Source organism: Mucilaginibacter antarcticus (assembly GCF_042686155.1).
GTDB lineage: Bacteria > Bacteroidota > Bacteroidia > Sphingobacteriales > Sphingobacteriaceae > Mucilaginibacter > Mucilaginibacter antarcticus.
In genome coordinates this window covers 68660-81885 of the sequence record NZ_JBHUON010000020.1, presented here as the reverse complement: position 1 = coordinate 81885, position 13226 = coordinate 68660, and the positions used below count along the sequence as shown (strand labels likewise).

At 41.1% G+C, this 13226-nt stretch carries 8 protein-coding genes; 5 read left to right on the top strand and 3 right to left on the bottom strand.

Features of this window, described 5'->3' with window-relative positions:
* A partial coding sequence (locus ACFSYC_RS15395) for a helix-turn-helix domain-containing protein (protein ID WP_377129409.1) occupies positions 1 to 139 on the bottom strand: 139 nt, incomplete at its 3' end.
* 52 nt (positions 140 to 191) lie between these two features.
* Here ACFSYC_RS15395 and ACFSYC_RS15390 point away from each other — a divergent pair.
* The 3 genes from ACFSYC_RS15390 (at position 192) to ACFSYC_RS15380 (ending at position 3368) form a co-directional block, all read left to right on the top strand.
* The gene (locus ACFSYC_RS15390) at positions 192 to 599 is read left to right on the top strand and encodes a c-type cytochrome (protein WP_377129408.1); all 408 of its coding nucleotides are present in this window, start codon (positions 192 to 194) and stop codon (positions 597 to 599) included.
* A 33-nt stretch (positions 600 to 632) separates the two neighbouring features.
* Positions 633 to 2162: a rhamnogalacturonidase gene (locus tag ACFSYC_RS15385; protein ID WP_377129406.1), complete on the top strand. Its 1530-nt coding sequence runs from the start codon at positions 633 to 635 to the stop codon at positions 2160 to 2162.
* A gap of 99 nt (positions 2163 to 2261) precedes the next feature.
* The gene (locus ACFSYC_RS15380) at positions 2262 to 3368 is read left to right on the top strand and encodes a beta-propeller domain-containing protein (protein ID WP_377129404.1); all 1107 of its coding nucleotides are present in this window, start codon (positions 2262 to 2264) and stop codon (positions 3366 to 3368) included.
* A 310-nt stretch (positions 3369 to 3678) separates the two neighbouring features.
* Here the strand turns inward: ACFSYC_RS15380 and ACFSYC_RS15375 are convergent, their stop codons facing one another.
* Positions 3679 to 4899: a TolB family protein gene (locus tag ACFSYC_RS15375; protein WP_377129402.1), complete on the bottom strand. Its 1221-nt coding sequence runs from the start codon at positions 4897 to 4899 to the stop codon at positions 3679 to 3681.
* 140 nt (positions 4900 to 5039) lie between these two features.
* Positions 5040 to 6473, bottom strand: a complete 1434-nt coding sequence (locus tag ACFSYC_RS15370) for a sialate O-acetylesterase (RefSeq protein ID WP_377129401.1) — start codon at positions 6471 to 6473, stop codon at positions 5040 to 5042.
* A 188-nt stretch (positions 6474 to 6661) separates the two neighbouring features.
* On the opposite strand from ACFSYC_RS15370, the gene ACFSYC_RS15365 reads away from it, so the two are divergent.
* Both ACFSYC_RS15365 and ACFSYC_RS15360 read left to right on the top strand, forming a co-directional pair.
* Positions 6662 to 8848, top strand: coding sequence for a GH92 family glycosyl hydrolase (locus ACFSYC_RS15365; protein WP_377129400.1), 2187 nt, complete (start codon positions 6662 to 6664; stop codon positions 8846 to 8848).
* A gap of 159 nt (positions 8849 to 9007) precedes the next feature.
* Positions 9008 to 12199, top strand: a complete 3192-nt coding sequence (locus ACFSYC_RS15360; protein WP_377129398.1) for a glycoside hydrolase family 2 TIM barrel-domain containing protein — start codon at positions 9008 to 9010, stop codon at positions 12197 to 12199.
* Positions 12200 to 13226 lie beyond the last annotated feature (1027 nt).

The window sequence follows — 13226 nt, the reverse complement described above, 5'->3', positions numbered from 1 at the left end:
CCTCAAACGTAAAGCCACTATCCTTAAACGAGGCCAGGTACTTCTTAACGGTATTCCGGGATGTATCAGCCTGGGCAGCTATCGACATGATACTGCGTCCATTAGTGTACATCCTTATTATCTTTCTAATCTTACTCATGCTAATCGTAGTGTTGGCCATGCTTTTGGAGGTTATGTTAAACCTAGTAAAGATGGGTGCTTCTACAGCATTAGCTGATCGTTCGGGTGGTCAATTTGGCCCGGAATGCCTGGTCAGTTTGCCCCGGAATGGGGTGGTCAATTTGACGCGGAATCACTGGTCACATTCCGCCGGAATTGGGTGGTCAATATCAGCGGTATATCCAGTACAGGACCTGAACGCGCCGCTAATTAAAACCAATTATGTATTAGGCAATAAAACCAGGTTGATAAGTGTATTGCTTAAAGGATTAAAAGGCGTGGAAATAAACGGAGAAAAATATAGCAATGTTATGCCATCGCACAGCTTTTTAACCGATAAACAGATTGCCAACGTATTGACTTATGTGCGTAACAGCTTCGGAAATAAAGCAAGTGCGGTTACCTATGCAGAAGTTGCTTTAATACGAAAAACTAAATAATACTTGCCCAAACAATTAGACAATCATCAATACATGAAAAATTCATACAATATCTTAGTGATAACAGTTGCTTTATTGCTTTCAACAGTTTTTAGTGCAGTAGCTCAGGCACCTGTTTATAATGTTAAAAAATATGGTGCAAAAGGTGATGGCAAAAATTTAGATACCAAAGCCATAGATAAGACCATTGATGCGGCAGCTGCCGCAGGCGGTGGTACCGTATATTTCCCAGCCGGCGATTATTTGTCGGTAACCATACACCTAAAAAGCAACGTGGCGCTGTATATAGATCAAGGAGCTACCATTGTGGCTGCAACTAATGATGATAACATCAAATACGATATGCCTGAAAAAGGTGAAAATGAAATTTATCAGGATTACGGTCATAGTCATTTTCATAACAGCCTCATCGTAGGCGAAAACCTGCACGATATTTCAATACTGGGGCCGGGGAAGATATGGGGAAAAGGCTTGATAAAAGATGAAAGAAAACCAGGACAAAACGAAGGTTATGGAAATAAAGCGCTGGCACTGAAATTTTGCAAAAACGTTACTCTAAAAGACTTTACCGTTTACCATGGCGGCTGGTTTTGTTTTTTATTGACGGCGGTAGATAACGCAACCATAGATAACATTAAAATGGATACCGGTCGGGATGGTATCGATTTGATCTCAAGCAAAAACGTGCATATATCGAATACTACTATTAACGCCCCGGGCGATGATGCCTTGTGTTTAAAATGTGATTATTCCTTAAACTATCCACGTGCTTTAGAGAATGTAACTATCACCAACTGCATGGTTTCAGGATACAATGAAGGAACTTTTTTAGACGGGAGCTTTAAAAAGGATGGCAGACAACACCCGCAGGGCCGTATTAAATTTGGCACCGAGTCTAACGGCGGATATAAAAACATCACCATAACAAATTGTATTTTCGACCATTGCAAAGGTCTGGCGCTGGAAACTGTTGATGGCGCAGCATTAGAAGATATCACCATAAGTAATATTACCATGCGTGATATCAACAACTCGCCAATATTTGTAAGGCTCGGCGCCCGTATGCGTGGCCCTAAGGATTCGCCTTACAGTACATTGCGCAGGGTCATCATAAGCAATATCATTGCTTATGATGTCACCGGCGAACAGGGAGCTATTATAAGCGGCATACCCGGTCATGATATTGAAGATTTGACATTAAATAATATCCGGATCTACTACAAAGGTGGCGGCACTAAAGAGCAAGCAGGTCGGGAAGTAAAGCCTTTAATAAGAGATTACCCCGAACCGGATTCGTTTGGAATCACACCCGCTTATGGCTTCTTTATAAGGAATGTTAAAGATTTAAAAATGAGCGATGTGGAAGTGAGTTTCATGAATGAAGACCTACGCCCTGCATTTATTTTGGACAATGTGGACGGTGCAGACTTTCAGCATATTCGTACGCAGGGAGCTAGTGGAATACCGATGTTTAAGTTAAATCAGGTAAAGAATTTCAACCTGTTTAATAGCAACCAGCTCCCAAATACCCGACTGTCAGCTGTTGATAAGAAGGAGTTGTAGATAACAGCCGGTGCATCGCAGAGTTGATATTATCTGAGAACCATCGGAGATCCGCAGTCAATCTGAACATTAACAAGACCTTAAAATGATTTTTCAATTATGAAAACAACGAAAAACGGCTTTTACTTTGCGCTAATTTTGTCAATATTTTCCAATATTGCTTTTGCGCAAAAAAAAGTAAAGTCAATGCCAGCCGTTAAAAGCATTACCCCGTGTATGGATGTACTAAATCTTTTTACAGCAGCCAATGTACCGGAAATGGCGCCCGAGGAAGAATACGCACCGTTGATCAATTCCACAGAAGCAACGCCTGAAAACTTGCCCGGCAACGGCCTGGCTCAACACCCAATGTTGTATGTTGGCGAGAACTGCAACCGGATGTCTCTCGTGAACAATGGAAAAGTTATTTGGACTTACAATACAGGCAAAGGGCCCGAGTTCGATGATGTGTGGATGTTATCAAATGGTAATATTTTATTTAGCCGCATGAAATATATCGCGGTAATTACACCGGATAAAAAGGTGCTTTGGAGAATGGACTTTAAAGTACCTCAAGGTGCTGATCACACCGAGGTGCATGCTTGCCAGCCAATAGGGTTGAATAAGGTGATGTTTGTCGTAAATGGTTTGCCCCCAAAATTGTATGTTGTTAACATCAAAACCGGGAAAGTCGAGGTAGAACACGAGCTGCCTTTTAAAGAACCATTGGATGCAGCCGGCATACACGGGCAGTTTAGACGCGCGCGTGTTACCGCGCAGGGAACTTACCTTATATCCTATATGAGCAGAGGTAGGGTTGTAGAATACGACAAAGACTTCAAAGAGGTCTGGAGTTATGATATCGCGCAGCCTTGGGCAGCTATAAGGCTAAAAAATGGCAACACATTAATTACGAATGAAAAAGACTGGTTAACCCGCGAAGTTAATCCTAACAAAGAAATGATATGGGAGTTTAATTGCAAAACAGATTTGCCGGCCGCATATCAATTTACTTCGGCTCCGCAAAGCTGTACTAGGCTGGCTAATGGCAACACTATATTTACGTCGCGCGGTCAAAGCGGCAATGGCCCGCAAATAATAGAAGTAACACGCGATAAAAAGGTGGTTTGGGTCTTGCATGATTGGAAGACCGTGGGCGATGGCACTGCAGTCCAAATTTTAGACGACCCGGGAATACCCGAAATTCCTGGCCAGTCTGAACATTAACAATGTCCCAAATATAGATAAACAAAGCGCTGCTTGTATCTAATATAAAGGCGCTTTTAAAATATTGTATAAAGTGAATATTTAAATCCGCGCAAGCGTTGCCCAATCTTCTTGCAACCGTTACTTAAAAAATCCATGAAAAAACAAAGCATATTGTATTTAAATTAATTTGATGATGATTAATTTAAACATATACGAAAAAACCACAGGCGATATTTAAAACCATATTGAGTTTAGGGAAAGAGCTTGTTTGCATTTGATTGCTTTGAAAGAGTACACGCTTGTTTGGTCTACTTTAAATTTTAAACTGCTATTTAACTTTAATTACGTAAACCTGCCTTGACCCTGTATGTGTCGAGTTAAAGCCGATAAGATCTCCGTTGGGGCTCCAGCGGCAATGGATATCTGCCCGCCAGCCGTCTTTAAATTCTGGTGGTTCACGATAGTTGCCTAACGTAAGTACCGAGTCCGTTTTCATATTCAATAAAGTAATTGTCTGGTCCCGATTTCTTGCGGGATAGGTATCAGTGACCATCCATTTTCCATCTGGCGAGAACGTCCCATGCCCGTCATAATCAAGTTTACCGCTCCCCAACTTCCGAAAATTACTTTGGCCAACAGTGAATAAAATATGGCTATTTTTTTTGCCCTCATATAAAGCAGTAATTAGTAAGCGTTGGTCGTCAAGCCAATCGAAATGTGATCCACCCCAATTATCCGGAAAACAACGCTTTAAGTCGCTTCCATCCTTATTGATAGTGAATGAAGTAGTGTTCCAATCTGGAATGGCCCTTGCCAAGAAAAATAATTTAGAGCCACCTTTGCTAAATAGTACATGACCTATATATTCAATGCCGTTAGGGTTTTTAATTTCTGGTACTTGGCTTCTTAATTGCGCAAATGATACGACAGGTTTAATAGAACCTGTTTTTAGGTTGAGCAAAAATATACCGTCATTAACAGGAAACCGTACGCTAGGTTGCGCATCCTGTCCGCCGCCATCATAACCGTAATCTGTACGGGTTATTCGCAATCTGGAAAAATTAATCACTACAGCTTCCTTGCCATCAGGAGAGACCCCACCGATGGGATAGGGCAAAATCTTTAATTCTTTACGCGTTATTACGTTCATGATAACTGATACGTATTTGCCGTTCCTCATATCATTATAAATTATAACTGAATCCGGATTAGTGGCCAGCCAGTGTGCCATACAACCTTGCTGGAAATTCCAGGCGGTGGTTTTCGTCAAGGGGAGGAATTTATTGGTTCGCATGTCAACCAAGCCGAGTGTCGCGGTATCTAATGCTGTTGGGATTCGAAACTGTACATCTGTTTCTAATACTGTGGCAAAATGTTGGTTTTTACTCCACGAATTGATTCCGTAGTAGCTGGCAAATAAGTGTTCTTTGCCATTCGGCGTGATTTGTACAGGTACACTCACTGCCGGAAACATACTTAATTGCGCTTTACTATTTAAAGCGATTAAAAAGTATAACGTAAAACAGCTAATAAGTTTAATTAATCGCATAATTATGGTTTTAGGTAATCAAATTATTTATATCAAATTTATTTTTGATTTAAGAAATCTGGAACAGCTGTACTTCCTAGATGCTAACCTTACTCGTTTCAGACCGTAGGTCAGAATATTTATTATATCTCCTATGCCCTTCACTTTTCAGAGGTAAAGGTCGCGGCTGGCAATCCTTCTTTGTTAAATAAGGTGGCTACATTGGTATCTCCCCAGGCGTATCTGACAAATACAGGATGGCTTATCGTTGCGCTACTGACGATTACTTTATTATTTTCTATTCGAGCCACAGCTTTTGCGTAGACGGAGTCTTTTTCGGCGATCTCGAAATTATCCAAGCCCTGAACAGAGGCTGTTAAACCGCTTCCGACACCATTAAACACAATGATTAAATTGCTACCAGATACTATACATTTTTTAAATATCGGGCCGGAGGCGACTAATCTCTTATCGCCGTACTCATTTTTTAGTGCAAACCTTGCCAGGCGTTCGCCAACTTGTTGTTTCTGCGGAGGATGTGAGGTTTTTAAATAACCGATATCAAGCGTACTTACCATTCCGGTTTTAGGTAAGTTTAAGCCATAATTTTGTGCGGCCCTTAGTTTTTGTCCTTGCTCATGCTGATCGGCAGCTTTGTAGATATTAGGAGCCAGTTGTACATAATAAAATGGCAGTACTTCCCGCCATTTATTTCGCCAGTCTTCAATCAGATTTGGGAAAAGGCGTTTATATTGCTCTGCTCTGCCAACATTTGATTCTCCCTGGTACCAAATTATGCCTTTAATAGTATACGGTACAATTGGGTTAATCATAGCATTAAAAAGCACCGTCGGAGAATTGCTGTTAATTTTAGAGCGATTAGTGCTTGACATTTCCTGTTGCGCAATTATATTATTAAAATCACCAATTTTACTTAAATACCCTTTACTGGTCCAGGCTTCAGCAGGTGTTCCGCCTATAGAAGATTGTATTATGCCAATTGGCACCTTTAGCTTTTTATGAAGCTGTACTGCGAAGAAATAAGCGGCAGCACTAAAATTGCCTGCTGTCCCAGGCGACGACGCCACCCAGTTACCCCCAGCAGAATCTAAGGGCGTTGTAGAAACGCCAAAAGGCACTTTCCTAAAACGTATCGCCTGATATTCTGCATTATTGATCTCTTGAGCAGAGTTAAATATAGTGTCTCCAGGTGGCCAGCCTTTTAATGGAATATCCATATTGGATTGCCCAGATGCCAGCCAAACTTCGCCGATTAACACATCTTTAATTTCTATGGCACTTTCCGTAGTCCGGATCGTAACTTTATAAGGGCCGCCGGCTGATGGGGTCGAAAGCCTTACCTTCCACTTTCCATCATTGCCGGTAACTGCGGTTGATTGTTTATCCCAGCTACCAATTACCCATACTTTTTGTCCGGGAGACGCCCAGCCCCATATATTCACTTTTGTTTTTTGCTGTAGCACAACATGATCAGAAAACAATTGTGAAACCATTAATTTTTGAACCGATGGATGGTAAGTGGCGTGAGTAGCTAAACTAATTATGGAAAAAAATAGGATAAGACGGGTTCTCATGGGTTGATTTCATTACAATTGATTATCAAAGTAAATCAATTGTAATGAAACAGAAGGCAAGTTGTCACTAAACTTTTACGGTAACGATTGCACAGATTTTTAAATGGCTGGTATAAATTTTTGTAAGTTCAATAGCATAACATTGCGTTATAAACCGCCCCGCTAATATTTTAAAAACTTGTAACTATATGAAAAGGAATATTTTACTGATCGCTCTGTTATTTCTGGGATTGGGGTATGCCAATGCACAAAAGAGAACGATGTCGAAGCAGGTGACGTCGTATGTAAATCCTTTGTTAGGGACTGCTACGTTATGGGATCCTAAGGACCTTGGCTTTGTACCGACATACCGTAGCTGGGGTGCAGAAGTGTTTCCGGGCGCATCTTTGCCAAACGCTATGGTGCAACTTACTCCTGTATCCAAATTTCATAGCGGATCAGGTTACCAATATGAAGATACCGTTATTTATGGATTTGCGCACACCAGCAAAGGCCACTGGAACTTATGTAATATCCCACTGATGCCAGCATCCGGGAGTGATTTCACTGCGGACAATTATCAATCGCCATACAGTCATAAAAAGGAGTCTGCCCATCCCGGCTATTATCAGGTTTATTTGCCGCGCTATGGTATTAATGTTGAGCTAACTTCTACTTTGCGTACCGCTTTCCATAAGTACACTTATAAATCAAATATCAACAAGAAACTTATAGCAGATCTCTCGATGTCTAATGAGGGCGTGCGTAGTTGGAAAATTAACCAAGAAGGAAATAACGTATTAAGCGGATTTCAACAGACCGGCGAAAAAATATATTTTTATGCCGTATCAAATCATCAGATTACGGCGATAGATACGCTAACATCCACTATCATTCCGAGTCAAGGTCGCGGTGGGCAGGGTAGGCAAGCCGGCCCGAAAAAAACGCCTGTGATTAGTTTTGCAGACGCAGCAAAGCCCTTAGAACTACAGATTGGGTTTTCTTATGTGTCTGTAGAAAATGCTAAGGCTAACTTAAAAAGGGAAATGTTGGGGAAATCCTTCGGACAGGTTAGAACAGAAGCGACAAACACTTGGAACGATTTATTGGGTAAAATACAAGTTACCGGTGGGACGGAACGTCAAAAGGGGATATTTTATTCTTGCTTGTACCGCTCCTTCTTATGGCCGGTATTGCGCAGTGATGCTAATGGTGATTTCACTGATGCGAGCGGTAAAGTAGTAAACAAAGGGTTTAATTATTACACAGAGCCATCTATGTGGGATGACTACCGCAACAAGGATGTTTTATTAGGCATGCTTGCTCCAAAAGTGCTTAACGATGTTATACAATCAATGATCGATAAAGGAAAGATAGGTGGCTTTATGCCAACATTTTTTCACGGTGATCATGCCTCTCCAATTATCGCGGGATCTTACTTAAGAGGTTTAAGGGGATATGATGTAAAAGGGGCTTATGATCTGATGTTAAAAAATGCTACCGTTGAAGGCACCCGCAAATACGTTGACGAATACAACGCCAAAGGATATATAGCGGAAGATGCAGTAGAAAAACCTACTTTAGGTACGGTTCGCAAAGCCGCCGTTACCAAAACTTTGGAGTACGCTTATGACGATTATGCTACCGCACTATTAGCCAAAGAGCTTGGCGATATGAAAAGCTATGATATGTTGATGAAGCGTACAGGCAACTATAAAAACGTTTTTAATCCGCAAACGGGCTTCATGCAAGGCAGATTGGCTGATGGTAGCTGGGTAAAGAATTTTGATCCTGGTTTTGTTTACTACGAGTACATGTATCGCGAAGCAAACGCATGGGAGTCAACGTTTTTTGCCCCACATGATCCAAAAGGAATGATTTCACTTTACGGCACCAAATCCGCTGCTGAAAAAAAGCTGGATGACATGTATACTACGCCTTATGACGGTCGCGAAGCTGCGAATATGTCCGGCTTTATTGGTAATTACTGTCATGGTAATCAACCAGATCACAGCACTACTTATTACTATTATTTTGTAGATAAGCAGCCAAAAGCACAAATGTATCTTGACAGTATTATGAACCACTACTATGATATGGGTAAACACAAATTAGCTTATGCAGGTATGGATGACGCGGGCGAGATGTCGGCTTGGTTTGTTTATAACGCTATGGGATTTTATACTTTCTCGCCTGCTGATCCGAATTATATAGTGTCGGTACCCTTGTTTGACAAAGTAACGTTAAACTTAGGTGCTAAACCTACTACAATTATTAAAAAAGGTAAAGGACGCAAAATTACCAACATAGCTTGGAATGATAAAAAAGTAGATGGCTACTTTATTGATGATGCCGACTTAAAGAAAGGCAAAACTTTAACAATAACTACTCAATAAGTATACACCTTGTTAATTTCCTTTTGTTACGCTTAAGAAGTACTGATAAATCCCTGTCAAATAACTTCAAAAAGCAATTTTGCTTTAATTTGCAGTTCAATATCAAATAGAATACTTATTTTCAAAATAACCCTAATCATATAAATAGATAAATTGGGCATGAATAAAAACAGTTTTAAATATCTATACGCTGCACTCTTGTTGCTACTCTCATTTTTGTATGTTCCAACCTTCGGACAAAGCGTACCTGAAGGGAGTAATTTCTCTAAAACGGATACTGCAACCGTTCCTGAAGAAATTGAGGACCCCGAGAATATTGGCATAAATAAGGAATTGAACCATTCTACTTTAATGCCGTATGGTAACTTGGCCGAGGCAGTAAAAGCCAATAGACGTGCATCCTCGCAGGCCATTAGCTTAAATGGGTTATGGAAGTTTAACTGGGTTGACTGGCCGCAAAAACGTCCGGTTAATTTTTATAAAACCGATTATGATGTTTCTAAATGGAAGGATATAAAAGTCCCATCATCCTTCCAGGTGCAAGGTTACGGAACGCCTGATTACAGCAACTTTACCCTGATATTTCAGAGTGATTACCCAAGGGTGATGACCGAACCTAAAAATAAAAAATATACAACATTGCATGAACGCAATCCGGTAGGTAGCTATCGCCGTGATTTTATTGTGCCGACAAACTGGAACGGCCGGCGCGTATTTATCACTTTTGATGGTGTCGATGCGGGTTTCTTTATTTGGGTGAATGGTAAAAAGGTAGGCTACAGCGTGAACAGTCGTAATGCTGCCGAGTTTGACCTGTCCAAATATGTCCACCCCGGCAAAAATATGTTAGCGGTAGAGGTTTATCGCTTTGTATCCGGCAGTTATTTAGAAAATCAGGATATGTTTCGCCTGAGCGGAATCTTCAGGAGCGTTACCTTGTGGAGCGCGCCGCAAGAACATATCCGCGATTTTTTTATTAAAACCGATCTGGACAGCAAATATAAAGACGCAGAGTTGAATGTATCAGCTAAAGTAAAAAATTACAGCAAAGTGGCTATGCCTGCACGGCAGGTTGTGGTAACGCTTTATGACGGAACAGTTAAAGTGCAAAATGCTGCCGCCAAAGCATATGTACCTGCGTTAAAACCCGGCGAAGAAGCTTTGGTCAAAACCAGTATCCACGTCAGTAATCCACAGAAATGGACAGCCGAAACTCCTAAGCTTTATACTACGGTTATCACCCTAAATAATGGTAATAATATAGTTGAAACCTTGTCTGCACGTACAGGTTTCCGCGAGATAGAGATAAAAGGACGTTTGTTTTTAGTCAATGGAGTACCTATTAAACTCAAGGGTGTCAATCGCCATGAAAACTGGCCGGACGATGGACACGCAGTTACAGAGGAGCAAATGATCAGAGACTTGGTATTGATCAAGCAAACAAATAGCAATCATGTGCGCACCAGCCATTATTCTGATGATCCAAGATGGTATGAATTATGCGACGAATATGGTATTTATTTAGTAGCAGAGGCTAACGTAGAGTGCCACGCACAGCAAAACCAGTTTAATGAAGAACCTACGATCAAAGCAGCAATTGTCGAGCGTAATATAGCCAACGTCGAAAATTTCAAAAATCATCCGTCCGTAGTTATTTGGTCCTTAGGTAATGAGAACGGTCGTGGGGGTACAAACTTTAGGGCAGCGCTAAAAGCCATTAAAGCTATTGATGACCGGCCTACACACTACGAAGGCTTTGGCATTGGTAATGATAAGAATCCCGCAGATATTGACAGTCAAATGTATACCGGGATTGACGGAGTAGAAGGCAATGCCAAAGACGAGAAATTAACTAAACCTTATTATTTGTGCGAATATGCGCATGCTATGTTTAACTCAATGGGCTCGGTTGATCTATATAATGAATTGTTTGATAAATACCCAGCATTACTGGGCGGAGCGATCTGGGAATGGCAAGATCAGGGCATCTACAACAATCGCGACCAAAAACATACTATCACTGCTTATGGTGGTGGCTTTGGTGAGTACCCAAATGATCACTACTTTATCCATAAAGGAGTTGTATTTTCAGATAGGTCGCCTAAACCACATTTTCCTGAGCTAAAACATGCTTACCAGTGGGTCACTATAAAAGCTAGAGACGTTACTAAAAAGGAGTTTACTATAAAGAATCGTTATCAATTTTTGAACCTGAATAATTTTGCAGCCAAATGGGAACTTAACGAGAACGGTACTATCGTAGCCTCAGGGCCATTAAATGTGGGTTCGATTAACCCAGGCACTGAGAAGGTTATTAAAGTGCCATTCCAGATCCATGCTAAGGCGGGTGCCGAATACTTTATTAGGATATCATTCCAGATAAGTTCTGACAAACTATGGGCTAAGAAAGGATTTGAGGTTGCTGAACAACAATTTGAGTTAGGTACACCTATACTTGCTTTTGTACACAAGGCTAACGGTGCCAGTTTAACCTTAAATGATTCAGGTAACGAGATCAAGGTGAAAGGCAAGGACTTTGCTTTAACCTTTGATAAAACAAAAGGCACTATTGTCAAAATGGAGAAGGATGGTAAGGATATCTTACGCGATCAAGGTGGCCCGATGCTTCACTTATGGCGCGCACCACACCAGATAGATGATATGTGGGCGTATCGCGACTGGGATAAATATGGGCTAAAGGAAATTAGCTGGATAGCTAATGACGTAAAAAGCACCCAGGTTGCCACCAATGTGGTGCAGATAAGTATCAACCTAACAGGTACAGGTAAACAGAATTTTTTAGTTCATCATAAAGCCATTTATACAATCAATAGTGATGGAAATATTGTAGTAAATAATGAGGTCGATTTTAGCGACCCTAAACTGGTGTTGGCAAGGATCGGCGTGCGTATGTTTCTGAATAAAGATCTTAACCAGTTTGATTACCTTGGACGGGGACCGATGGAAAACTATGCCGACCGTAAAAGTGGTTTTGACGTTGGCCATTTCCGCAGCAGGGTAGTTGATCAAATGACAGGCTATGAAAAGCCCATGGAGCAAGGCAATCATGAGGATGTACGTTGGGCAAATATAACATCGGCAGACGGCTTAGGTTTAAATGTTAAACAGCTTGATGCTGTTATGCAAGTTGCTGCTTTGCCATATAGTGATGAGGAAATGGAGCCGGTTGAGTACAAAATTGATCTTCCAAAAAGCAAAGGCACTGTGTTATGCATAAGCCATAAAACATTGGGGGTGGGATCAAACGGTTGTGGCCCCAGACCGCTAGAACCTTATAAAGTTTACGCAAATACCACCTCATTTAGCTACCAATTAAAATTGTCAGAATAACTTGAGTGTGGGCAATGAGATTTGCAAACGTGACTTTAAAAAAATTTACCATTTACCATGGGGCTGGTATCACTTTTTTTTCACGGTGGTAGCTAACGCCATGACAAATAACATTAAAATGGATACCAGCGGGATGGTGTTGAATCACACCTATATCCAACTAGACTGTTGACAGCCCTATACTTGAAGATAATACCGTTAGCAATATCACCTTGCGTAATATTAACAACTCCCCTATATTTGTTAGGCTTAGTGCCCGGATGCGCGCCAAAAAATTTTCCTACAGCACTCTACGCAGGGTGATGATAACATCATAGCTTATGATGTTACCGGCGATCAGGGCGCCATTATCAGCGGCATATCTGGCCATGATATTGAATATCTGGCTTTAAGCAATATCCACATTTGTTAAAACGGCGTTGGCATTAAAAAACAAGCCGCTGTAAAATACGGCAATTATTAATACTACTTGGCACCAGATTCTTTTTGTACTACCTGATTACCCGGAGCGGCGTCACTTCAATACAGCTTTGCAGCTGGCCGTTCATATAAATATTTTTCTCGCTGCTGGCCGTAAAACTGTCCTCGGTATCTTTAACCATACTGGCGGCCAACAGGTCATTATAAAACGTAACAGTCTCTTTCCGTTTAAATAAAAATCAAAGATCAGCCAGATATTGCTGCCGGGATACATGAAAAAGCCGTTAAAGGGTTTTCCGTTCTTAATGTCTCCTATAAGGTAGGTGTCCGTTATGCTATTGGGCATAAATTTTAAATATGACCGAGTCTGTGCCGAATATGTATCGCCATAAAGGCGTGGCTTTCGGTTAAGTTGTTTGATCAATTGATGATGTGCGTATAAGAATCATAGGTATGAACATAGCTTTTAGATAATTTGGAATTGTCTACGCATTTAAGGGCGCTGGGATGGGTAGTCAGCGTGTTATTCAATGACAGGTAAAGCTGGACGGTGTCTGGTTCCGGGCCGAATGAGCTGAATGGGATCAAGAAGAGTAGGAACAAATAC

Excerpts from the sequence above, each read along its gene's own strand:
- ACFSYC_RS15390 (WP_377129408.1), top strand. The coding sequence starts at position 192 with ATGGGTGCTTCTACAGCATTAGCTGATCGTTCGGGTGGTCAATTTGGC.
- ACFSYC_RS15385 (WP_377129406.1), top strand. The coding sequence starts at position 633 with ATGAAAAATTCATACAATATCTTAGTGATAACAGTTGCTTTATTGCTT.
- ACFSYC_RS15380 (WP_377129404.1), top strand. The coding sequence starts at position 2,262 with ATGAAAACAACGAAAAACGGCTTTTACTTTGCGCTAATTTTGTCAATA.
- ACFSYC_RS15375 (WP_377129402.1), bottom strand. The coding sequence starts at position 4,899 with ATGCGATTAATTAAACTTATTAGCTGTTTTACGTTATACTTTTTAATC.
- ACFSYC_RS15370 (WP_377129401.1), bottom strand. The coding sequence starts at position 6,473 with ATGAGAACCCGTCTTATCCTATTTTTTTCCATAATTAGTTTAGCTACT.
- ACFSYC_RS15365 (WP_377129400.1), top strand. The coding sequence starts at position 6,662 with ATGAAAAGGAATATTTTACTGATCGCTCTGTTATTTCTGGGATTGGGG.
- ACFSYC_RS15360 (WP_377129398.1), top strand. The coding sequence starts at position 9,008 with ATGAATAAAAACAGTTTTAAATATCTATACGCTGCACTCTTGTTGCTA.